This is a genomic window from Orlajensenia flava (assembly GCF_004801905.1).
Taxonomy (GTDB): Bacteria; Actinomycetota; Actinomycetes; order Actinomycetales; family Microbacteriaceae; genus Orlajensenia; species Orlajensenia flava.
The window spans coordinates 548,933-571,616 of sequence record NZ_SSSN01000003.1 but is presented as its reverse complement, the minus strand read 5'-3'; the positions used below and the strand labels follow the sequence as shown (position 1 = coordinate 571,616).

22 protein-coding genes are annotated in these 22,684 nt (G+C 68.2%); 20 read left to right on the top strand and 2 right to left on the bottom strand.

Going from position 1 to position 22,684, the window contains the following annotated elements:
• Positions 1–35 precede the first annotated feature (35 nt).
• The 12 genes from pdxS (at position 36) to E6C70_RS04490 (ending at position 11,423) form a co-directional block, all read left to right on the top strand.
• Positions 36–938: a pyridoxal 5'-phosphate synthase lyase subunit PdxS gene (pdxS, locus tag E6C70_RS04545; RefSeq protein ID WP_136422659.1), complete on the top strand. Its 903-nt coding sequence runs from the start codon at positions 36–38 to the stop codon at positions 936–938.
• A 24-nt stretch (positions 939–962) separates the two neighbouring features.
• Positions 963–1,547, top strand: coding sequence for a pyridoxal 5'-phosphate synthase glutaminase subunit PdxT (gene pdxT, locus E6C70_RS04540; RefSeq protein ID WP_136422657.1), 585 nt, complete (start codon positions 963–965; stop codon positions 1,545–1,547).
• Positions 1,540–2,094 carry an MOSC domain-containing protein gene (locus tag E6C70_RS04535; RefSeq protein ID WP_235833268.1) on the top strand — a complete coding sequence of 185 codons (555 nt, stop codon included), beginning with the start codon at positions 1,540–1,542 and terminating at the stop codon, positions 2,092–2,094. The genes pdxT and E6C70_RS04535 overlap by 8 nt, the downstream gene beginning before the upstream one ends.
• A gap of 114 nt (positions 2,095–2,208) precedes the next feature.
• Positions 2,209–2,733 carry a DUF1697 domain-containing protein gene (locus tag E6C70_RS04530; protein ID WP_136422653.1) on the top strand — a complete coding sequence of 175 codons (525 nt, stop codon included), beginning with the start codon at positions 2,209–2,211 and terminating at the stop codon, positions 2,731–2,733.
• Positions 2,734–2,818: 85 nt separating this feature from the next.
• Positions 2,819–3,580, top strand: a complete 762-nt coding sequence (locus tag E6C70_RS04525) for a YebC/PmpR family DNA-binding transcriptional regulator (protein WP_136422651.1) — start codon at positions 2,819–2,821, stop codon at positions 3,578–3,580.
• Positions 3,581–3,588: 8 nt separating this feature from the next.
• Positions 3,589–4,173: a crossover junction endodeoxyribonuclease RuvC gene (gene ruvC, locus E6C70_RS04520; protein ID WP_136422649.1), complete on the top strand. Its 585-nt coding sequence runs from the start codon at positions 3,589–3,591 to the stop codon at positions 4,171–4,173.
• The gene (gene ruvA, locus E6C70_RS04515) at positions 4,170–4,787 is read left to right on the top strand and encodes a Holliday junction branch migration protein RuvA (protein ID WP_136422647.1); all 618 of its coding nucleotides are present in this window, start codon (positions 4,170–4,172) and stop codon (positions 4,785–4,787) included. The genes ruvC and ruvA overlap by 4 nt, the downstream gene beginning before the upstream one ends.
• Complete coding sequence (gene ruvB / locus E6C70_RS04510; RefSeq protein ID WP_136422645.1) at positions 4,784–5,818, top strand: Holliday junction branch migration DNA helicase RuvB; 1,035 nt, start codon at positions 4,784–4,786, stop codon at positions 5,816–5,818. The genes ruvA and ruvB overlap by 4 nt, the downstream gene beginning before the upstream one ends.
• Positions 5,819–5,899: 81 nt before the next feature.
• The gene (gene yajC, locus E6C70_RS04505; protein ID WP_136422643.1) at positions 5,900–6,286 is read left to right on the top strand and encodes a preprotein translocase subunit YajC; all 387 of its coding nucleotides are present in this window, start codon (positions 5,900–5,902) and stop codon (positions 6,284–6,286) included.
• 69 nt (positions 6,287–6,355) lie between these two features.
• On the top strand, positions 6,356–8,089 hold the full coding sequence (gene secD / locus E6C70_RS04500) for a protein translocase subunit SecD (protein ID WP_136422640.1): 1,734 nt from the start codon (positions 6,356–6,358) through the stop codon (positions 8,087–8,089).
• The gene (gene secF / locus E6C70_RS04495) at positions 8,089–9,108 is read left to right on the top strand and encodes a protein translocase subunit SecF (RefSeq protein ID WP_136422639.1); all 1,020 of its coding nucleotides are present in this window, start codon (positions 8,089–8,091) and stop codon (positions 9,106–9,108) included. The genes secD and secF overlap by 1 nt, the downstream gene beginning before the upstream one ends.
• Positions 9,109–9,176: 68 nt before the next feature.
• The gene (locus tag E6C70_RS04490) at positions 9,177–11,423 is read left to right on the top strand and encodes a RelA/SpoT family protein (protein ID WP_136422637.1); all 2,247 of its coding nucleotides are present in this window, start codon (positions 9,177–9,179) and stop codon (positions 11,421–11,423) included.
• A 628-nt stretch (positions 11,424–12,051) separates the two neighbouring features.
• Here E6C70_RS04490 and E6C70_RS04485 read toward each other — a convergent pair.
• Together E6C70_RS04485 and E6C70_RS04480 are read right to left on the bottom strand one after the other, a co-directional pair.
• A complete protein-coding gene (locus tag E6C70_RS04485) occupies positions 12,052–13,284 on the bottom strand; it encodes a DUF349 domain-containing protein (RefSeq protein WP_136422635.1) in 1,233 nt (410 codons plus the stop codon).
• Between the two features lie 129 nt (positions 13,285–13,413).
• Positions 13,414–14,214 (bottom strand): peptidylprolyl isomerase, encoded by an 801-nt coding sequence (locus E6C70_RS04480; protein ID WP_235833267.1) that lies wholly within the window; start codon positions 14,212–14,214, stop codon positions 13,414–13,416.
• 101 nt (positions 14,215–14,315) lie between these two features.
• Between E6C70_RS04480 and E6C70_RS04475 the strand changes: the two genes are divergently transcribed.
• The 8 genes from E6C70_RS04475 to E6C70_RS04440 all read left to right on the top strand — a co-directional run bounded on the left by E6C70_RS04475 (position 14,316) and on the right by E6C70_RS04440 (position 22,582).
• Positions 14,316–15,650 carry a replication-associated recombination protein A gene (locus E6C70_RS04475; RefSeq protein ID WP_136422633.1) on the top strand — a complete coding sequence of 445 codons (1,335 nt, stop codon included), beginning with the start codon at positions 14,316–14,318 and terminating at the stop codon, positions 15,648–15,650.
• Between the two features lie 173 nt (positions 15,651–15,823).
• A complete protein-coding gene (gene rpsD, locus E6C70_RS04470) occupies positions 15,824–16,453 on the top strand; it encodes a 30S ribosomal protein S4 (RefSeq protein WP_136422631.1) in 630 nt (209 codons plus the stop codon).
• 92 nt (positions 16,454–16,545) lie between these two features.
• Positions 16,546–16,908, top strand: coding sequence for a DUF948 domain-containing protein (locus E6C70_RS04465; protein WP_136422629.1), 363 nt, complete (start codon positions 16,546–16,548; stop codon positions 16,906–16,908).
• A gap of 45 nt (positions 16,909–16,953) precedes the next feature.
• A complete protein-coding gene (locus tag E6C70_RS04460) occupies positions 16,954–17,151 on the top strand; it encodes a hypothetical protein (RefSeq protein WP_136422627.1) in 198 nt (65 codons plus the stop codon).
• A gap of 64 nt (positions 17,152–17,215) precedes the next feature.
• Positions 17,216–19,879: an alanine--tRNA ligase gene (gene alaS, locus E6C70_RS04455; protein WP_136422625.1), complete on the top strand. Its 2,664-nt coding sequence runs from the start codon at positions 17,216–17,218 to the stop codon at positions 19,877–19,879.
• 1 nt (position 19,880) lies between these two features.
• Positions 19,881–20,354 carry a Holliday junction resolvase RuvX gene (ruvX, locus tag E6C70_RS04450; protein ID WP_136422623.1) on the top strand — a complete coding sequence of 158 codons (474 nt, stop codon included), beginning with the start codon at positions 19,881–19,883 and terminating at the stop codon, positions 20,352–20,354.
• A gap of 4 nt (positions 20,355–20,358) precedes the next feature.
• The gene (mltG, locus tag E6C70_RS04445) at positions 20,359–21,741 is read left to right on the top strand and encodes an endolytic transglycosylase MltG (RefSeq protein WP_235833266.1); all 1,383 of its coding nucleotides are present in this window, start codon (positions 20,359–20,361) and stop codon (positions 21,739–21,741) included.
• Positions 21,719–22,582: a shikimate dehydrogenase gene (locus E6C70_RS04440; RefSeq protein WP_136422620.1), complete on the top strand. Its 864-nt coding sequence runs from the start codon at positions 21,719–21,721 to the stop codon at positions 22,580–22,582. Before mltG ends, E6C70_RS04440 begins: the two co-directional genes overlap by 23 nt.
• Positions 22,583–22,684: the final 102 nt, after the last annotated feature.

Sequence of the window (22,684 nt, the reverse complement as noted above, 5' to 3'; positions counted from 1 at the left end):
TCAGCAGCTCCCGACGGCGAATAGAATTGGTGCTTATGACCGAAAGCACTTCCAGCGAGCAGTTCGGCTCGAGCCGCGTCAAGCGCGGACTCGCCGAGATGCTCAAGGGCGGCGTCATCATGGACGTCGTCACCGCAGAACAGGCCCGCATCGCCGAGGACGCCGGCGCTGTCGCCGTCATGGCGCTCGAGCGCGTGCCGGCCGACATCCGTTCGCAGGGAGGCGTCGCCCGCATGAGCGACCCCGACCTCATCGAGGCGATCATCGCCGAGGTCTCCATCCCCGTCATGGCGAAGGCGCGCATCGGCCACTTCGTCGAGGCGCAGGTGCTTCAGGCGCTCGACGTGGACTACATCGACGAGTCCGAGGTGCTGAGCCCCGCCGACTACGTCAACCACATCGACAAGTGGAACTTCAACACGCCGTTCGTGTGCGGAGCGACCAACCTCGGCGAGGCGCTGCGCCGCATCAACGAGGGCGCAGCGATGATCCGCTCGAAGGGCGAGGCCGGCACGGGCGATGTCTCGGAGGCCACCAAGCACATCCGCAAGATCAAGAGCGAGATCGCCGCCCTCTCCGCCATGTCGAAGGACGAGCTGTACGTCGCCGCCAAGGAGCTGCAAGCACCGTACGACCTCGTCGTCGAGGTCGCCGAGACCGGCAAGCTTCCCGTCGTGCTGTTCACTGCCGGTGGCGTGGCCACTCCAGCGGACGCCGCCATGATGATGCAGCTCGGAGCAGACGGCGTGTTCGTCGGCTCGGGCATCTTCAAGTCGGGCAACCCCGCCCAGCGCGCGGCCGCGGTCGTCAAGGCGACCACGTTCTACGATGACGCCTCCGTCATCGCGGAGGTCTCGCGCGGTCTCGGCGAGGCGATGGTGGGCATCAACGTGACCGACCTCGCGGCGCCGCACCGGCTCGCCGAGCGCGGCTGGTAAGTCACCGTCCGTGATCCGGTCCCGATGAAGGTCGGCGTCCTCGCGCTGCAGGGCGACTTCCGCGAGCACGCTCACGTGCTGCGCACCCTGGGCGCGGATGTCGTGCACGTGCGACGCGCCGAGGAACTCCCGGAGGTCGCCGGCCTGGTGATTCCGGGCGGCGAGTCGAGCGTCATGGACAAGCTCGCTCGCACCTTCGGCCTCGCCGGTCCGCTGCGGGACGCCATCCGTTCCGGGCTGCCGGTCTACGGCACCTGCGCGGGCCTCATCATGCTTGCCGACACCGTGCTGGACGCCATCGCGGGCCAGGAGAGTCTCGGTGGCCTCGACGTCGCCGTGCGGCGCAACGCGTTCGGCTCGCAGAACCACTCCTTCGAGACCGACCTCGACATCCCCGCGATCGGCGGCGAGCCGATGCACGCGGTGTTCATCCGTGCGCCGATCGTCGAGTCGGTCGGCCCGAATGCGATGGCGCTGGCCACCATCGCCGACGGCCGCTGCGTCGCCGTCGAGCAGGGCAACCTGCTGGGCACCTCGTTCCATCCCGAGGTGACTGGCGACTACCGGTTCCATGAGTACTTCCTCGGCAAGGTCGCGGCGCGTGCCTGAGCTCATCGCGGCCTGCGCGGTGCGCGCCCTGCGGAAGGATCGCGGGAACGGGGTGACCGGCATCGACAAGGTGCCCGTGCGGGGGCTGGCGAAGGTGGGCCCGTACGGACTCTTCGGCGACGTCCAGGTCGACCGCAAGCATCACGGCGGCCTGGACAAGGCGCTCTACGTCTACGCGCAGGAGGACGCCGACTTCTGGGGGGCGGAGCTCGGTCGGGAACTCGCGCCCGGATGGTTCGGCGAGAACCTGCGGGTTTCCGGCATCGACGTCAACGGCGCTCTCGTCGGGGAACGCTGGCGCATCGGCTCGGGCGCCTACGCCGTCGAGGTGGAGGTGACGATGCCGCGAAACCCGTGCGGGACCTTCGCCCGGTGGGTGGGCGGCGAGGACGAACGCGGCTGGGTGAAGCGCTTCGGGGAGGCCGGCCGGCTGGGCGCCTACCTGCGCGTGATCCGGCGGGGTCGTGTGGCGGCTGGCGACCCCATCGAGGTGGTCTCCGTTCCGGATGCGGCACCGAGCATCCTCGAGGTGTTCCGGGCGCACTGACACGGCGCCACCCCATCCAGCGCCAGTTCGTCATCCTCCGCGCCAGTTCGGTCGGCGCGGACGCCGACGAAGTGGCGCAGAGCAGAGGACGTGCTTTCGCGGCAGGATGGGGCCATGACCACCTGGATCGCCCTGTTGCGGGGTGTGAACGTGAACGGACGCACCATCCGCTCCGTCGACCTCGCGGCGCTGTTCACCGAACTCGGCTTCGCGGACGTGAAGACGGTTCTGGCCAGCGGCAACGTGCGCTTCGATGCCGACGCGACCGCCGCCGCACTCAAGAAGCGCATCGAGAAGGGGCTCGGAGACCGGTTCGGGTACGAGGCGTGGATCGTGCTCGTGACATTGGCGGAGCTCGAGGCGATCATCGAGGCGTTCCCCTTCGACGCCGAACGGGACGGATGGCATCCGTACGTCCTGTTCTCCTCGGACGCCGGCTCGCTGGAGGAGCTGCTGTCGGCGGCAGACGACCTCGATGCGGCCGACGACGTGGTGACCTCCGGCGACGGAGTGCTGTATTGGCACAACCGCCGAGCGGTCGGCGTCGACAGTGCCTTCTCGAAGGTCGCGGGCAAGGCGAAGTACCGCTCGTCGACCACCAACCGCAACCTGCGCACGCTGCGAAAGCTCGTGCCCTGACGGGCATGCGCAGGGCCCTGACCTAGAATGGTCGCGGCGGCGCGGTCACGATGCGCCGCTCGAAGATCTTCGAAACAGGAGCGGTATGTCCGGGCATTCCAAGTGGGCCACGACCAAGCACAAGAAGGCGATCATCGACTCGCGCCGTGCCAAGTCGTTCGCGAAGCTGATCAAGAACATCGAGGTGGCGGCCAAGATCGGCGGCGCCGACATGTCGGGAAATCCGACCTTGGTCGACGCGGTGCAGAAAGCCAAGAAGACCTCGGTTCCCAATGAGAACATCGATCGCGCCATCAAGCGCGGCGCCGGCCTGACCGGCGAGTCGGTCGACTACGCGACGATCGTCTACGAGGGCTACGGGCCCAACGGCGTGGCGCTGCTCGTCGAGTGTCTGACCGACAACAAGAACCGTGCGGCCGCAGATGTCCGTACCGCCATGACGCGCAATGGCGGCACGATGGCCGACCCCGGCAGCGTCGCTTACAACTTCCACCGCAAGGGCCTCATCGTCGTCGCTCAGAACGGCAGCCTCACCGAGGACGACGTCCTGACCGCGGTGCTCGACGCCGGGGCCGAGGAGGTGACCGACGAGGGCGAGACCTTCGAGGTGCTCACCGATCCGTCGGACATGGTCGCCACCCGCAGCGCGCTGCAGGAGGCCGGCATCGACTACGACTCGGCCGACGTCGCCTTCGTCCCGTCGCTCAAGGTGGAGGTCGACGCCGACACCGCGCGCAAGATCTTCCGCCTCATCGACGCCCTCGAGGACAGCGACGACGTGCAGAACATCTACTCCAACTTCGACCTGACCCCCGAGGTGCAGGCCGAGCTCGAGACGGACGAGTAGACCAGCGGATGCGGGTGCTGGGCGTCGACCCCGGTCTCACCCGCTGCGGCGTGGGCGTCGTGGACGTGGGGCGCGACCGATCGGCCGTGCTCGTGGACGTCGTCGTACTGCGCTCGCCGATCGACGCGCCCATCGAGCAACGGCTGCTCCGCATCGCCGAGGGGCTCGAGGCGATCCTCGATGAGCACCGTCCCCAGGCCGTCGCGCTCGAGCGCGTCTTCGCCCGGAGCGACGTGTCGACCATCATGGGTACCGCGCAGATCTCGGGCGTCGCCATGCACCTCGCCGCCAAGCGGGCCCTCCCGGTCGCACTCCATACTCCAAGCGAGGTGAAGGCGGCCATCACCGGATACGGTCGCGCCGACAAGAAGCAGGTGACGGCGATGGTCACCCGCATCCTCGGGCTCGACACGCCGCCCAAGCCCGCCGACGCCGCCGACGCACTGGCGCTCGCGATCTGCCACGCCTGGCGCACCGGGCCCGTCGCCGCGACGACGACCGACGGCGCATCCATGACGCCCGCGCAGAAGGCGTGGCTCGCCGCCGAGCGCTCGGCCGGACTGTCGGGGGCCGCCCGTAGGCTGGGACGGTGATCTCCACCCTCCGCGGAACCGTGCTCTCGGCACTCGGCACCATCGTCGTCATCGAGGTCGGGGGAGTGGGTTTCAGCGTCAACGTGACCCCCGCTGAGGCGCTCGGTGCCCGCATCGGGTCCGAGCTGCGGCTCAACACCACTCTCATCGTCAGGGAAGATGCGCTCACCCTGTTCGGTTTCGCCACCCCCGATGAGCTCGGCGTCTTCGAGCTGCTCATCGGTGTCACGGGAGTGGGCCCCAAGTCCGCGCTCGGCGTCCTCTCCGCCCTCTCGCCCGACGACATCGCCCGTGCCGTCGCCGCCGACGACGACGCCGTGTTCCGCAAGGTCAGCGGCATCGGCCCGAAGACCGCCAAACTCATCACGCTCTCCCTGGCCGGCAAGCTCGTGCCGACCTCTCCGGCGGCAGTCCCGCGCATCGCGGCCGGTGTGCCCGCCGTCGATTCCGTGCTCGCGGCACTCGTCGGGCTCGGCTGGTCGGAGCGGGTGGCCGCCCAGACGCTCGACGAGGTGGTCGCCGAGACCGACGAGTCCGCGCGCGCCTCCGTTCCCGCCCTCCTCCGCCTCACGCTCGGCCGCCTCGGTCCCTCGCAGCACGGCCGGGCGTCATGAGCGAGGTCGACATCACCAATCCGGAGCTGTCCTCTGAGGCCGAGCTCGCCTTCGAGGGGGCGCTGCGCCCGCGCACACTGGACGAGTTCGTCGGCCAGACCCGGGTGCGCGGTCAGCTGCAACTGCTGCTGCGTGCTGCCGCGATGCAGCAGCGCACGCCCGACCACATCCTGCTGGCCGGCCCGCCCGGGCTCGGCAAGACCACGCTCGCCATGATCGTCGCCCACGAGAGCGGCAGGCCGTTGCGGATGTCGAGCGGCCCGGCCGTCCAGCACGCAGGCGACCTGGCCGCCATCCTCTCCTCCCTCGTGCCGGGTGAGGTGCTGTTCATCGACGAGATCCACCGGATGGCGCGGTCCGCCGAGGAGATGCTCTACCTGGCCATGGAGGACTTCCGCATCGACATCATGGTCGGCAAGGGGGCGGGCGCGACATCCGTTCCCCTCGACCTGTCGCCCTTCACCCTCGTCGGAGCGACCACGAGGGCCGGCCTGCTGCCCAACCCCCTCCGCGACCGGTTCGGCTTCACCGCCCACCTCGAGTTCTACGACGAGCCAGAACTCCAGCAGGTGCTCTCCCGGGCGGCGCGGATGCTCGAGCTCTCGATCGACGCACCGTCGATCGCCGAGATCGCCGGTCGATGCCGGGGAACCCCCCGCATCGCCAACCGGCTGCTCCGGCGCGTGCGCGACTACGCCCTGGTGCACGGCTCCGGGGACGGGGTGGCGGACCTCGCCGCCGTGCGGGCGGCTCTCGAGCTCTACGACGTCGACCCACTGGGGCTCGATCGCCTGGACCGCGCGGTCATGCAGATGATCCTGACGCGCTTCGACGGCGGTCCCGTCGGGCTCAACACGTTGGCGGTCTCGGTCGGCGAGGAGGCCGAGACCATCGAGTCGGTCGTGGAGCCGTTCCTGGTGCGCATCGGGCTCATCACGCGCACCCCCCGCGGCCGTGTGGCCACCCGGGAGGCGTGGTCGCATTTCGGGCTCGCGCCCCGCGGAGGCCACCTCACACTGGATGACCTATAATTCGAAACTGGCCCCCGCTGTATCCCACTCCAATCGGGCGTGGTTGACAGGGGTCGAACCCCGGAAGGCTCTACAGGTTTCATGGATCCGATCACCCTCATCATGCTCGCCGTCCTGGCGCTGCTCATCTTCTTCATGTTCCGCAACAGCAAGAAGCGTTCGAAGGATGCCGCGAACCTGCAATCGCAGGTCGTCGTCGGCGCGAAGGTCATGACCAACTTCGGCGTGTACGGCACCATCCTGTCGATCGACGAGGAAGACAATGAAGTCCTTCTCGAGTCGACGCCCGGTACCGTGCTCGCCGTCCATCGTCAGGTCGTCGCCCGTGTCGTCACTCCTGTCGCCGTCGACGAGAGCCCGGCCGAGCCGCTCGAGGACGCCTCGGGCGAGCCCGAGTTCGGCGTGCGCACCGACGAGCCGGTCGAGAGCGCCGATGTCGACACCGAGCGCAAGAAGTCGAACGACTGACCTGACGTCCTCCTCCGCGCCGGAGCCGACGATGGTTCCGGCGCGCCCGTAGAAAGCTGAGTTCCCTCGGTGGCAACTTCGACTCCCGTCAAGAAGGCGCGGCGTTCCCTCATCTGGCTGGGCGTGATCATCGTCGGCCTCATCGCCATCAACACGGCAGCCGTGTTGTTCGGCGGTGGATCGTGGACACCCAAGCTGGGCCTCGATCTCGAGGGCGGGACGCAGATCATCCTCGCGCCCAAGCTCGAGACCGGCCAGACGGTGACGGATGACCAGCTCAACCAGGCGGTCTCCATCATCCGCCAGCGCGTGGACTCCTCGGGTGTCTCCGAGTCGGAGATCAGCACGTCGGGCAACAACATCGTCGTCGCCATTCCGGGCAAGCTCGACAACGACACCAAGAACCGCATCCAGTCCTCGGCGAAGCTCGAACTGCGGCCGGTCCTCGTGGCCGGTGCGCCGACCGATGCCGCTGCCAACGGCTCGACGAGCCCCACCCCGACCGCAACCCCGTCCGAGGCGCCGCGCAGCACGCCGACGGTGAGCCCCACGAACGGGTCCGACCTCAACTGGGTGACCCCGGCACTGCAGGACCAGTACGACAACCTGGACTGCTCGAAGGTGTCGACGACGAACGTGGCTCCCGCCGAGGAGCCCCTCGTCACGTGCGACGACGGCGGTCAGGTCAAGTACATCCTCGGCCCCGTCGAGGTCGACGGAGCTGACATCAAGGACGCATCCGCCGGCGTCATCCAGACCAGTCAGGGTGGATCCACCGGTCAGTGGGCCATCAACCTGGTCTTTAACGACAAGGGGACCAAGGACTTCGGCGACGTCAGTCAGCGACTCTACGGTCTTAAGAGCCAGTCACCGCTGGACCAGTTCGCTTTCGTGCTGGACGGCAAGGTGCTCTCCGCACCGGCCATGAACGGCGTGATCACGGATGGCAAGCCGCAGATCACCGGAAACTTCGACCAGAAATCGGCTCAGGCACTGGCCGACCAGCTGAAGTTCGGGGCGCTGCCGATCAGCTTCACGGTGCAGTCCTCCGACACCATCACCGCGACCCTCGGAGCGGCTCAGCTGCAGTCGGGCATCATCGCCGGCATCATCGGCCTGCTGCTGGTGTTCATCTACACCCTGTTCCAGTACCGCCTGCTCGGCACGGTCACCATCATCTCCCTGGTCGTCGCCGCGATCATCACCTATCTCTCCATCACGATCCTGTCGTGGTACCAGGGCTACCGTCTCTCGCTCGCGGGTGTCGCGGGCCTCATCGTCGCCATCGGCTTCACGGCGGACTCCTTCATCGTCTACTTCGAACGCGTCCGCGACGAACTGCGCGACGGACGCGGACTCGTCGGCGCCGTCGAATCGGGCTGGAAGCGGGCGCTTCGCACCATCTACGCATCGAAGGCGACCAACCTCCTCGCCGCGATCGTGCTGTTCGTCGTCGCGGTCGGCAGCGTGCAGGGCTTCGCGTTCACGCTCGGTCTCACGACCGTGATCGACGTGATCATCGTCGTGCTCTTCACGCATCCGATGCTGCAGTTGCTCGCGCAGACCAAGTTCTTCTCGAGCGGCAACCCGTGGTCGGGCCTGGACCCGACGGCTCTCGGCGCGGTCTACCGGGGGCGCGCGGAGTTCCGCAAGCCCTCCGCATCCGTCCCCGTCGGCAAGGCGGCATCGGCCTCGCGTGAGGCTGCCAAGCGGCAGACCATCGCCGAGCGCAAGGCGTCGGAACTCGCCGCCGTTGGCACCCAGAAGACCTCCGATACCTCGAAGAAGGGGGAGGAGAACTGATGGCCAGTCGCCTCACCGAGTTCGGCAACGACCTCTACACCGGCAAGCGCTCGTTCGACTTCGTCGGCAAGCGCCGCACCTGGTTCATCATCGTGGGCGCGCTCGTGCTCATCTCCATCCTCATCCCCGTGCTCCGCGGTGGCTTCAATCTCGGCATCGAGTTCAGGGGCGGGTCGCAGTTCCAGATCACCGGCGTCGAGAACGCGCAGCCGAAGCCTGCGGAGGACGCAGTCTCCTCGACCGTTCCGAACGCGGTGGCCCACGTGACCATCGTCGGCGGCGGCTCCGGCGTGCGTGTCCAGACCGACCAGCTCACGACGGCGGAGACGAAGGATGTCGCCGACGCGCTCGCCCAGGCGTACGACGTCACCGATGCGGATGTCGCGAGCTCGTTCATCGGTCCGGTCTGGGGCGCCGACATCACGCGGCAGACGATCCAGGGCCTGGTGGTGTTCATCGTGCTCGCAGCGATCGGCATGGCGCTGTACTTCCGCACCTGGAAGATGTCGATAGCGGCGATCATCGCGCTCATGGCCGACCTCATCGTCACGACGGGCGTCTACGGTGCGGTCGGCTTCGAGGTCACGCCGGCGGCGGTCATCGGCATCCTGACGATCCTCGCGTACTCGCTCTACGACACGGTCGTGGTGTTCGACAAGATCCGCGAGAACACCAAGGAGGACCTGACGGGAACGTCCCGGACGTTCGGCGAATCGGTGAACCTCGCGGTCAACCAGACCCTGGTGCGTTCGATCAACACGAGCGTCGTCGCGGCCCTGCCGGTCGCGTCGATCCTGTTCATCGGCGCGTTCGCCCTCGGAGCCGACACTCTGCGCGACATCTCGCTCGCCCTGTTCATCGGAATCCTCGTGGGCACCTGGTCGACCGTGTTCCTCGCGGCGCCGATGTACGCGATGTTCCGATCGAGTGAGAAGAATGTCGCCAAGCACGACGCCGAGGTGCTTCGCCTCCGCCGGCGCGCCGCCGGGCAGCCGGCACTCGACGACGTCACGGTCTGATCCGTGCCCGGTGACCCGGACCACTCCCGCGAGCGAGGATAATTGAGGGTTCGAGGGGAGGTGGCCGGATGACCGAGCAGACGACGTCGTCCACCGCTTCACTGCGCCGCCTGGTGCCGCGGATCTTCTCGAAGGCGCAGCCCGTCGGCGCGGTCGACACCCTGCTGCGCACCGTGCGCATGCACCATCCCAAGGCGGACATCGCCCTCGTCGAGCGCGCGTACACCGTCGCGGAGAAGGCGCACACCGGCCAGCTGCGACGTAGCGGCGAACCGTACATCACGCATCCGGTCGCGGTGGCGCAGATCCTCGCCGATCTCGGCATCGGCGCCAAGACCGTGGCTGCGGCCCTGCTCCACGACACCGTCGAGGACACCCCGTACACGCTCGAGCAGGTCAGCGTCGATTTCGGTGACGAGATCGCCATGCTGGTCGACGGCGTCACCAAGCTCGACAAGGTCAAATACGGCGACTCGACGCAGGCCGAGACCGTGCGCAAGATGATCGTGGCGATGTCCAAGGACATCCGGGTACTCATCATCAAGCTCGCCGATCGGCTCCACAACGCCCGCACGTGGGGATTCGTTCCCGCCGAGTCGGCCACGCGGAAAGCGACCGAGACACTCGAGATCTACGCGCCGCTCGCGCATCGCCTGGGCATCCAGGCGATCAAGTGGGAGCTCGAAGACCTCTCGTTCGCGGTGCTGTACCCGAAGCTCTACGTCGAGATCGAGAGCCTCGTCCGTCAGCGCACGCCGCAGCGCGAGGAGTTCGTGCAGCAAGTGATCGACGCGGTCAACGACGACCTGAAGGCGGCCAAGATCCGCGGCAAGGTCGTTGGTCGGCCGAAGCAGTACTACTCGATCTACCAGAAGATGGTCGTTCGCGGCCGCGACTTCGACGAGATCTACGACCTGGTCGGAATCCGCGTCCTGGTGGGCTCGGTGCGAGACTGCTATGCCGTGCTGGGCGCGATTCATGCCCGGTGGACTCCGCTGCCCGGTCGCTTCAAGGACTACATCGCCACTCCCAAGTTCAACCTCTACCAGTCGCTGCACACGACCGTCCTCGGACCGCAGGGGCGAGCCGTCGAGCTGCAGATCCGCACGTTCGAGATGCACCAGCGTGCCGAGTACGGCGTCGCGGCGCATTGGATGTATAAGGAGCAGACCACCGGGAAGTCGGCGGGCGGCCCGGCGATGGACACCGACCTCGCCTGGCTGGCGCACATCTCCGACTGGCAGGCCGAGACGAGCGATCCCGGCGAGTTCCTCGACTCGCTTCGCTACGAGATCGGCGCGAAGGAGGTTTACGTCTTCACGCCCAAGGGTCGCGTGATCGGCCTCCCGGCCGGTGCCACCCCGGTCGACTTCGCCTACGCCGTGCACACCGAGGTCGGACACCGCACGATGGGCGCGAAGGTCAACGGTCGACTGGTTCCGCTCGAGTCGAGCCTGTCCAGTGGCGACGTCGTGGAGGTCTTCACCTCCAAGAATCCCGACTCCGGCCCCAGTCAGGACTGGCTGAACTTCGTCAAGAGCCCCCGTGCCCGCAACAAGATCCGGCAGTGGTTCACCAAGGAGCGGCGCGACGAGGCGGTCGAGCAGGGCCGGGACGCGATCGCCCGGGCGATGCGCAAGCAGAACATGCCGTTGCAGAAGTTGATGAGTCAGGACTCCTTCGCCGAGGTCGCCGCCCAGTTGAACTACGTCGACGTCGCGGCGCTGTACGCGGCCGTCGGTGAGGGGCACGTTTCGACCCAGTCGGTGCTCGAGAAGGTCGTCTCCTTCGTGCACGCCGACCAGGAGGCCGAGGTACCGGAGTTCTCCATCCCCACCCGGGGTCGGCCGACGCTGCGCGACAGCGACTCCGGCGTGCTCGTGCGGGGGGCCCCGGACATCCTCGTGAAGCTGGCGCGCTGCTGCACGCCCGTTCCCGGCGACGAGATCGTCGGCTTCATCACGCGCGGCCAAGGCGTCTCGGTGCATCAGGCGTCGTGCCACAACGTCGCTGGCCTGATGCGCGAACCCGACCGGATGATCGACGTGCAGTGGGCGCCGACCTCCAAGAGCGTCTTCCTCGTGCAGATCCAGATCGAGGCCCTCGATCGCAGCGGACTGCTCTCCGACGTGACCCGCGTGCTCAGCGAGCATCACGTCAACATCCTCTCGGCCAACGTCTCGACCTCACGCGACCGACTTGCGGTGAGCCGGTTCGTGTTCGAGATGGGTGACACGACCCATCTGGACCGGGTGCTCAATGCTGTCCGTCGCATCGACGCGGTCTACGACGTCTACCGCGTCAATGACGGCTGACGCCTCGACCAGTCGTCGGCGCCCTGTTCTGCAGTAGGCCTGCGAGACCTGAGCGTCGAGCTCGGCGATGCACTCCTCCACCGAGAGTCCGGTGCTGGGAAGCAAAGCCGCCAACGTCTGCACCGCGAGGGCATCCGGACACATGGCGTCGCGGGAAATGTCGATCGCGGTGCGCAGGGCGGACATGATCGGGAGGCCGCCGAGCATCACGACGTCGGCGGATGAGACCACGACTTCGCGCAGTTCGCATCGACTGCGACGCGGCTGCCGCTTGCGGAGCCGGATGTCGATGCAGAACTGCGGGGGAGAGGGGGCGCCTCCGTACCCGCTCCACACCCAAGCGGCCGTGCGCCGGTCGGCGATGAATCGCGCGGGAGCGATCATGGCGACGGCCGCGGCCCGAGTGATGCTCAGGCTGGGGAGGTCGACGGGGGAGAACCCGTCACCGACGGGGTAGACCTCCCCGAGGAGCTTCAGTGCGTGCAGCTCGGCCATCGGCAGATCGTCGATGCCGAGCACGTCGTTGATGAGCGATGCCATGACGACATCCTCGGCGCGCAGCCACGGTCGCGCGATCGATCGTTGCGGATCTGTGAGGAACCGTTCTGCAGGAGCCGGCTGGGGAGAGTCAGCGGTTGATGGCGCCGAGCCAGGCCTTCCGGGTCTCCAGTGCCTCCGTCGCCGCCGCGATGGCCGCCTTGTCCTTCGACGCCTTCGCAGCCGCGAGCTCGTCCTCCAGCTTGGCGATCGCGCTGTTCAACTGACCCGCGAGGCCGTCGGCACGCGCCTTGGTCTCGGGGTTGTTCTTCACCCAGTGATCGTCGTCGAGCTTGCGCACGGCGTTCTCGACCTTGCGCATCCGCTCCTCGACCGGCTTCACCTGGTCACGGGGCACCTTGCCGATCTCGTCCCAGCGCCGCTGGATGCCGGTGAGAGCCGCTCGGGCCTTCGTGCGATCCGTCTCGGACAGGATGGGCTGAGCCTCGTCGAGGAGGGCGAGCTTGGCGGTCAGGTTCGCGGAGAACTCCTCGTTCTCGGCCGCGTCGACCTCCGCCTTGGCCCCGTACAGCACGTCCCCTGCAGCCTTGAAACGCGCCCAGAGGGCGTCATCCTGCTTCTTGCCCGCGCGACCAGCCGCCTTCCAGTCGTCGAGCAGACCGCGATACGTCGGGATGCCGTCTGCGCCCTTGGGCGCGAGGGCCTCGGCTCGGTCGATGAGCTCTTGCTTGCGGGAGCGCACGTCGCGGTGGGCGTTGTCCAGGTCGGAGAAGAACGCCTTGCGGTGCGTTTCGATGGTGGTCCGGGCGGCGCGGAAACGCTTCCAGAGCTCGTTCGCCACTCCCTTGGGCACGCGAGCACCCTCGTGCTGATGGGACTGCCAGCAGGCGAACAGCGCGTCCAGCTCGGTGGTCGTCTGCTTCCACTGCGTCTTCGCGGGGTCGGCCGCGGCGAGCTTCTCGGCGGCCTCGACGATGGCCGTTCGCTCGGCGATCGCCGCGTCGGTCGCCGCCCGGTCCTCGGCGCTCTGCTGCTCGGTGAGCTGGGTCACCGTTCCGCCGAGCGCTTCGAGGCGCCTGGCGAGTGCGGCCAGGTCGCCGACCGCGTTGGCCGTCGCGACGGTCGTGGAGAGTGTGGAGACGGTCTTGGCGATGTCGGCGGCGGGAGCGCCGCGCTTGGCGCGCTGTTCGAGCAGGGTGACCTGACCGGCGAGATCGGTGAACTTGCGTTCGTAGTAGGCGAGCGCCTCATCGGGTGTCGCGTCGGGGAACTGTCCGACCTCGCGTTCGCCATCCGCCTCGATGACGAAGACGGTGCCCGTCTCATCGACGCGCCCCCACGGGTGCTGAGTGTCTGAAGCCACGAGTGTCCACCTTGATGTGTTGATACGGCCGAAGCCGCCCGATGGCCGTCATCGACGGCCTGCCCGGGCATAAGCCTATTCCACGCCCCGCGGATGCGGAGTAGGGCTGGACTGCGCCTGCCGGCGCCGTTACTGGACGCTGATGGCGGTCATCGTGACCGGAACGGCGGGCTTGCCGTCCTGGCCACCACCCTCGACACCGGCGCTCGTGATGGCCGAGAGCCCGTCGAGGCCGCTGGTGACGTGACCGATGACCGTGTAGCCCCCGGCGGCGTCCGCAGGGATCGACGTGTCGCCGTAGACGATGAAGAACTGGCTGCCCATGCTGTATGCGTTGCCGCCCTGACGCGCCATGGCGATCGTGCCGGCGGGGTAGACGGCGTCGGCGGGTGCATTCTCGATGGGGCCGTAGCTGTAACCCGGGCCGCCTGAGCCGTCGCCACTCGGGTCGCCGCACTGCAGCACCTTGAAATTGTCGCCCGTGGTGAGGCGGTGGCAGGTGAGGCCCTCGTAGAAGCCCTTCTTGATGAGGCTGACGGTGGACGCGACGCCCTGCGGTGCCGCTGCGCCGTCGAGCTCGAACCCGAGCGTGGCATCGTTGAGCTTCATCGAACCCGTCCAGGTGCGGCCCTCGGACAGCGAGGCCGGCGGCACGTCGCCCGTGTTCGCACCCGGCGTGGCGCTCGGCGTGGGAGTCGTGGTCGCGGATGCGGACGGCTCGGCCTTCGGAGTGCCCGGTCCGCCGTTGAAGTAGGCCAACTGCGCGCCGACGGCGAGGACCAGCACGATGACGAGCACGGCGCCGGCGATCAGGTTGTCACGGGTGCGTCGCCGCATCCGGTGCGCGTGCACGGCCTGTCGCGCCTGGTAGCCGCGCAAGCGCTGCCGTGCCTCACGAGCCTCGCGCTCCTGACGGGGGTTCGATGCCACAGTGCTCCTTACGCCTGACCACGGTGAACTCTACGGGAGGGCTCGCTCGAGCGACAAATGAGGCGAGGAGGTGTGTCGGCGGCGACGATTACGCTGGTCGCATGACGGATGCGAGCCTCGGCCTGCGCAGTGGCTCGACCCCACTCGCCGTGCGCATGCGGCCGCGCAGCCTCGACGAGGTCGCCGGTCAGAAGCACCTGCTCACGCCCGGTTCGCCGCTCGTCGCCCTGGCGAGCGACAAGACCGGTGAACGCGGCAACGTCTCCGTCATCCTCTGGGGCCCCCCGGGCACGGGCAAGACCACCCTCGCGCAGGCGATCGCGCACTCGTCCGGCCGCCGCTTCGTCGAGCTCTCCGCCGTGTCGGCCGGCGTGCGCGACGTGCGTCAGGTGATGGAGGAGGCCATGTCGACCCGGGACCTCTACGGCATCTCCACCGTCCTCTTCCTCGACGAGATCCACCGCTTCACCAAGGCCCAGCAGGATGCGCTGCTTCCGGGAGTCGAGAACGGCTGGGTCATCCTCGTCGCCGCGACGACGGAGAATCCGTCGTTCTCCGTCATCTCCCCGCTCCTCTCTCGTTCACTGCTGCTCACGCTGGAGACCCTCTCCGACGAGGACCTCGGCGTCCTCGTCGACCGGGCGGTCTCCGACCCCCGAGGGCTCGACGGCCGGGTCACCGTCGACGCCGAGGCCCGGGCCGCGATCATCCGGTTGGCATCCGGCGACGCCCGACGAGCGCTCACGGCGCTCGAGGCCGCCTCCGTCTCGGCCGCCACCGGCACGGCGGCATCCAAGACGCCTGCCATCACAGCGGAGATCGTCGCGCAGGCGGTCGATCGCGCGTTGTTGCGATACGACCGCAATGGCGACGAGCACTACGACGTCATCAGCGCGTTCATCAAGTCGGTTCGCGGGTCGGATGTCGATGCCTCCCTTCACTATCTCGCCCGCATGATCGAGGCCGGGGAGGACCCCCGCTTCATCGCCCGCCGCATCATCGTGCTCGCGTCGGAGGACATCGGCATGGCCGATCCGCAAGCCCTCGGTGTCGCCGTCGCCGCCGCGGATGCCGTCCAGTTCATCGGCATGCCGGAGGGCCGGATCCCGCTCGCGCAGGCCGTTGTGCATCTCGCGACGGCGCCCAAGTCCAACGCGGCCTACCTGGGCATCGATCGGGCGATCGCCGACGTGAAGGCCGGGAACTTCGGGCGCGTGCCCAAGCACCTCCGCGACGCCCACTACCCGGGAGCCAAACGTCTCGGCCACGGCAAGGGTTACATCTACCCCCACGATGACCCGATCGGCGTCTCGCGGCAGGACTACCTACCCCGCGAGTTGCAGGGGACCGACTACTACGAGCCGACCGAACACGGCAACGAGCGCGACATCTCGGCGCGGCTCGGCAAGATCCGCCGCATCGTCCGCGGCGAGTGAGTTGTGCTAATCTGTCGGAGGCCTTGAGCCTGTATTTCGCGTGCGGCTGCGCGAAGGCAGGGTGAGGGGACTGCGACCTGTAGCCGGTCGAACCCTGTTGGCCGATCCCTCTGACTTCACCGATGTGCTTCGGCGCGCCGGTCACATACTTCAGAATCCATTGAAAGGAAACCGTGTCTACCAAGTCACGTACCCGTAGCAAGACGCGTCTGTCTCGCTCGCTCGGCATCGCCCTCACCCCGAAGGCGGCCAAGTACCTCGAGAAGCGTCCGTACGCTCCCGGTGAGCACGGCCGCACCAAGCGCAAGGCCGACTCCGACTACGCCGTTCGTCTGCGCGAGAAGCAGCGCCTGCGCGCCCAGTACGGCATCCGCGAGAAGCAGCTGCGCATCGCCTTCAACGAGGCCCGCCGCACCGAGGGCCTGACCGGTGAGAACCTGGTCGAGCTGCTCGAGATGCGTCTGGACGCCCTCGTGCTGCGCGCCGGCTTCGCCCGCACCAGCGCCCAGGCCCGCCAGTTCGTCGTGCACCGCCACATCCTCGTCGACGGCAAGATCGTGGACCGCCCGTCGTTCCGCGTGAAGCCGGGTCAGCACATCAGCGTCAAGGAGCGCTCGGAGGGCACCGAGCCCTTCCAGGTCGCCGCGGCCGGTGGTCACGTCGACGTGCTCCCCAAGGTTCCCGCTTACCTCGATGTCGAGATCGACAAGCTGCAGGCCACGCTCGTGCGTCGTCCCAAGCGTGCCGAGGTCCCCGTGACCTGCGAAGTGCAGCTCGTGGTCGAGTACTACGCGGCTCGCTAAGAGCTCGTCGCATTCACTACGCTGGAAGGCGGGTCATCTTCGGATGGCCCGCCTTTCGCGTTGAATGCCCCTACCGGAATGCAGGAGTGATCGTGACCGCTGGTGACATCGTCGGACTAGTCGCCACCGCGCTGTTCGCAGCGCTCGTGGTGCTCATCGGCATCCTGCTCTGGAAGTTCGGAGGCGTCCTCGACGCCGTGCGCGACGCGATCGTCGACGCCAACACCAGCCTCACCCCTCTGGTCGGCGAGGTCACGGAGACCGTCCGGGAGACCAACAAGCAGTTGACCCGGGTCGACACCATCACGCGGGACGTCTCCGAGGTCACCGGCAACGTCTCGGCGCTCATCGCGCTCTTCGCCGCGACGGTCGGCGGACCGCTGATCAAGCTGGCCGGTTTCTCCGCGGCGGTGCGCGCTGCGCTCGGGTTCGGCCGGGCTGCTCGCCGTCGCTGAGCAAGTACTGTTTAACGAGCACCACGAAGCAAACGAGGAGCGAGCATGAAGAACGTGTTGTGGCTGTTGATCGGCATCGGAGCCGGTTTCGTCATCGCCCACCAGGTGAACAGGACGCAACAGGGCCGAGCCTTCTTCGCAGACCTCGACACGAAGGCTCGCGAGTTCGGCGAGGCCGTCAGCGACGGCTACCACCGGCGCGAGGCCGAATTGCGCGACGCCATCGACGGAGCCGCGAGCTGAGCGCGGAGCTCCTTGCGAATCATCCTGCCGCCCCAAACCGGCGGCCATCACCGTAACGGACCCCATGCAGACTGCTGACATCCGCCGCCGCTGGCTCGAGTTCTTCGGGGAGCGCGGTCACACCGTCGTGCCCTCCGCCTCCCTCGTGAGCGACGACCCCACCCTCCTGTTCACGGTCGCGGGAATGGTGCCGTTCGTGCCATACCTCACGGGTGTGGTCCCTGCGCCGTATCCGCGCGCCACGAGCGTGCAGAAGTGCATCCGCACGAGCGACATCGAAGAGGTGGGGCGCACGCCGCGCCACGGCACCTTCTTCCAGATGAACGGCAACTTCTCGTTCGGCGACTACTTCAAGGAAGGCGCCATCAGCTACGCCTGGGAGCTGCTCACCGACGCGGAGGCGGACGGCGGCTACGGGTTCGACCCGAAGGACCTCTGGGTCACGGTCTACAAGGACGACGACGAGGCCATCGCCATCTGGAAGCGCGTGGCGGGACTGCCCGACGAGCGCATCCAACGGCTCGACAAGGACACCAACTACTGGTCGACCGGCGTACCCGGTCCAGCAGGCCCGTGCTCGGAGATCTTCTTCGACCGTGGCCCGGCATACGGCATCGACGGGGGACCGGCGACGGATGACGACCGCTACGTCGAGATCTGGAACCTCGTCTTCATGCAGTACCTCATCGACGACGTGCGCTCCAAGTACGACTTCCGCATCGTCGGCGAGCTCCCCAAGAAGAACATCGACACCGGAATGGGCCTCGAGCGGGTCGCGTTCATCAAGCAGGGCGTCGACAACCTGTACGAGATCGACCAGGTTCGCCCCGTTCTCGACCGCGCGGCCGAGCTCTCGGGTCGCCGATACGGCGCCGACCACGAGGATGACGTGCGATTGCGGGTCGTGGCCGACCATGTGCGCTCCTCCCTGATGCTGATGAGCGACGGCGTCGCACCGTCGAACGAGGGGCGCGGCTACATCCTGCGGCGTCTGATGCGCCGCAGCATCCGTGCCATGCGCCTGCTCGGCGTCGAGGAGGCGACCTTCGGTGAGCTGTTCCCCGCGTCGCGCGACGCCATGAAGGCCGCGTACCCCGAGGTCGAGGCGGACTACCCGCTCATCTCCTCGTTGGCGCACGCCGAGGAGGAGACCTTCCTCCGCACCCTCACGGCGGGCACGAGCATCCTCGATCTCGCGGTCGGCAAGACCAAGGCTTCAGGGGCGCCCGCTCTCGCCGGCGACACCGCCTTCCTGCTGCACGACACCTACGGATTCCCGATCGAGCTCACCCTCGAGATGGCGGATGAGGCGGGCATCGCGGTGGACCGCACCGCATTCGACACCCTCATGTCCGAGCAGCGCTCCCGCGCCAAGGCCGACGCACGCTCCAAGAAGTCGGCGCTGGCCGACCTGAGCGTGTACGGGGACTTCCGTGCTCACGGCGAGACGGTGTTCACGGGCTACACCGATCTGCAGACCGATTCACGCGTGCTGGGGCTGCTCGTCGGGGGTGAGTCCGTCAATCGCATCCGCACGGGGCAGAAGGCGGAGGTCATCCTCGCCGAGACCTCGCTCTACGCGGAGTCCGGCGGGCAGGCGGCCGACAAGGGCCTCATCGTCGGTCCGGGCTACGAGCTCGACGTGCTCGACGTGCAGAAGCCGGTCAAGGGCCTCATCAGCCACACCGTCACGGTGCGCTCGGGTGAGGTCGGAGTGGGCGATCCCGCGACCTCGGTCGTCGACGACGACTACCGCCGCGGTGCGCGGCAGGCGCACTCGGGGACACACATCATCCACGCTGCCCTGCGACAGGTGCTCGGGCCCACCGCCCATCAGTCCGGGTCGTTCAACAAGGCCGGCTACCTGCGCCTCGACTTCGGGTGGAACAAGGCGCTCTCGCCTGCGACCCGCAGCGAGATCGAGGAGATCTCCAACAACGCCATCCGCGACAACCTGCAGGTGACCACGCGCGAGATGCCCGTCGCCGAGGCGAAGGCGCTCGGAGCCATGGCGCTGTTCGGCGAGAAGTACGGCGACACGGTGCGCATGGTCGACATCGGCGGTCCGTGGTCGCGCGAGCTCTGCGCCGGCACCCACGTCTCGACGAGTGCCGAGATCGGCATGATCAACCTCATCAGCGAATCGAGCGTCGGATCGACCAACCGCCGCGTCGAATCGCTCGTCGGCCTCGAGGCCTTCCAGGACCTTGCCGCCGAACGAGCGATCGTCGGCGCGCTGACGAGCAACCTCAAGACACCGCGCGAGAAGCTTCCCGAGCGCGTCTCCGAGTTGATGTCCAGCCTCAAGGCGGCCGAGAAGAAGATCGCAGCGTACGAGGCTCAGGCGCTCCGCGACCGGGTTCCGGCTCTGGCGGCGAATGCGACCACCGTCGGAGACGTGTCGGTCGTGGCAGAGCACGCCGGCGTCCTCGCCTCGGGCGACGAACTGCGCTCGCTCGTCACGTCCGTGCGCGAGCGGTTGGGGACTTCGGCGGCGGTCGTCGCGCTGACCGCGGTCGCCGCCGACAAGCCGCTCGTCATCGTCGCGACCAATCAGGCCGCTCGGGATGCCGGCCTCTCGGCCGGGGCGCTGGTGCGTGACGCAGCCGCGTCCCTCGGCGGCCGAGGAGGTGGAAAGGACGATCTCGCCCAAGGCGGTGGAACGGACCCGTCCGCCGTCTCCGCAGCCCGCGACGCGGTGATCGCAGCGGTACGGGCGGCGCGCTAGCGTGCGTGCCGGTTCCCGGCTCGGCATCGACGTGGGCACCGCCCGGATCGGCGTCGCCCGATCCGACCCGCACGGCATGCTCGCTACGCCCGTCGAGACGGTCCCCCGCGATCGGACGGCTGCCGGCCGCGACATCGCCCGGATCGTCGAGCTGGCGGCCGAGGTCGGCGCCATCGAGGTGATCGTCGGCCTTCCGCTGGCTCTGTCGGGCCAACGGACGGCATCCACCGCCGACGCCGTCGGCTTCGGAGAAGCGCTCCAGGTCGCCCTGAGCGTGCCGGTCCGCCTCGTCGACGAACGCCTCACCACGGTGTCGGCGCAGTCGGCGCTGCGAGCATCCGGTCGGAAGGCGAAACAGCAACGCCCGGTTGTCGATCAGGTGGCCGCCGTTATCATTGTGCAACATGCGCTGGACGCCGAGCGCGCATCGGGACGGCCACCCGGAACCCCCATCGCCCCCACCGAAGGATCCTGAAGCTTTGTCAGATGACACCCGTTCGCGCCATGGCGGCGCTGGAGCGACGCAGGGTCCCGAGGGCGACGATGCCGGCTGGCAGGCGCTGATCTCGGGCACCGGCCCCACACCGGCCGTGACGCCGTCCGCACCCGTCGCGCCGTCTCGATCGCGGGAACGATCGGCCGATGAGCAGCGCCAGCCGCGCAGCCGGCGCGAGGCGCGCGAGCAGGAGCATGACCCGGCCACGCTGCTGGACCCCGTGCTGACTCCCACCACCGCGCCGTCGCGAGCACAGCGACGCACCCAGTACTCCGACGCCTACCCCGAGCGCGAGAAGAAGAAGCGCGGCGCCGGCGTCGGCTGCCTGGTGATCGTCCTCGTCCTGGTAGGTCTCGCGGTCGGCGGCTGGTTCGCGCTGCAGGGTCCGATCAACCAGTTCATCGCGTCGACGCAGCCGGCCGCCGACTACAGCGGCTCCGGCAGCGGGAGCGTCGTGGTGAGCATCAACGACGGCGACATCGGCGATGACATCGCCAAGACCCTTCACAAGCAGGGTGTCACCGCCTCCTACGACGCGTTCTACGACCTGCTCCTGAAGACCAAGCCCGATCCCGTGTTCCAGCCCGGCTCCTACCAGCTCAAGTCCAAGATGAGTTCGAAGTCCGCCCTCGCCGCGCTGCAGGATCCCGCGAACAAGCTCGAGAACACCGTCGCCGTGCCCGAGGGGACGGCCGCAGCCGACATCTACCCGCTCGTGGCGGCCGCGCTCAAGGTGCCCGTCGCCGACGTGACGGCTGCGGCGGCCACACCGGCGACCTACGGGCTGCCCGCGCAGGCGACGACCCTCGAGGGCTTCCTGTTCCCGGCCACCTACAAGTTCGACCCGGGTACCACGCCGCAGCAGGCGCTGAAGACCATGGTCGATCGCTCGTTCAAGGCACTCGACGATGCCGGTGTCGCACCCGACCAGCGCTGGAACACCGTCGTGCTCGCCGCCCTCGTGCAACGCGAGGCCGGCCTCAAGGACGACTACTACAAGGTGTCGCGCGTGTTCCTCAATCGGCTCGATCCCGCGCAGTGGGACAGCGGCCTGCTGCAGTCCGACGCGACGGTCGCGTACGGCACCGGCCAGACGGATCGGGTGACGACGACGGATGCCGAGCGCGCCGACAGCAGCAACCCGTACAACACCTACGTGCATCCGGGATTGCCTCCTGGGCCCATCTCCAACCCGGGCGACCTCGCCATCGACGCGGCGCTGCATCCCGCCGACGGACCGTGGCTGTACTTCGTGACCTGGAACCTCGACACCGGTGAGACGATCTTCTCCACCACGTCCGACGAGCACGACGCCGCCGTGCAGAAGTGGCTCGACTGGATGGATGCGCATCCTGAGTACAAGTGACGCTCGACTGACGCGATTGGCGGTGCTCGGCTCGCCCATCGATCACTCGCGATCGCCGCAGCTGCATCGTGCCGCGTACGACGTACTGGGCCTCGACTGGGACTACGGCAGGCATCGGGTCGATTCGTCCGAGCTCGACGGCTTCATCGCCGGGCTCGACGACGACTGGCGCGGCCTCTCTCTGACCATGCCCCTCAAGACGCGCGCCTTCGAGCTGGCCGGGTCGACCGGTGGCGAACTCGACCGGCGCGCCCGCGTCACGGGAGCGGTCAACACCCTCGCCTGGGATCGCGCAGGAGGACTGCTCGGATTCAACACGGATGTCGCGGGCCTCGTGCATGCACTGGCCGACGAGGGCGTGGCGCGCGCCACCCACGTGACGGTACTCGGAGGAGGAGCGACGGCGGCCTCTGCCATCGCTGCAGCAGCCGAGCTGGGCGCCGAAGAGGTGCAGCTCCTTCTGCGGGATCCGGCCAGGGGAGAGGCGCTCGCGGGGCTGGCCGCCTCGGTCGGTCTCAGGTTGCGCACGGTCGCCTTCGACGGAGCGGAGATCGTCGAATCCACGCTCGTCGTCTCGACGCTGCCCGGGGGAGCCCGCCCGCCGATCGACCTACCCGAGTCGCTGCGCGCCGCCGCCCTGCTGTTCGACGTGAGTTACGACCCGTGGCCGAGCGCGGTGGCGCAGCAGTGGGCGCTCGTCGGGGGTCGCGCTGTCGGCGGGACGGGGATGCTGGTGCACCAGGCCCTCCTGCAGGTGCGGGTGTTCGTGGGCGGAGACCCCGAGCTGCCGCTGCCCGACGAGGATGCGGTGCTGGCCGCGATGCGCGCCGCCGCCCGGTAGCGCCGGTCCCCGGCCGGCGACCGCTCGCCGCCCGGGTTGACGACCGCCGCCCAGGTTCTACCGCGGGCGACGAGCGACAGGGTGGGCGGGGAGCGGCACGGG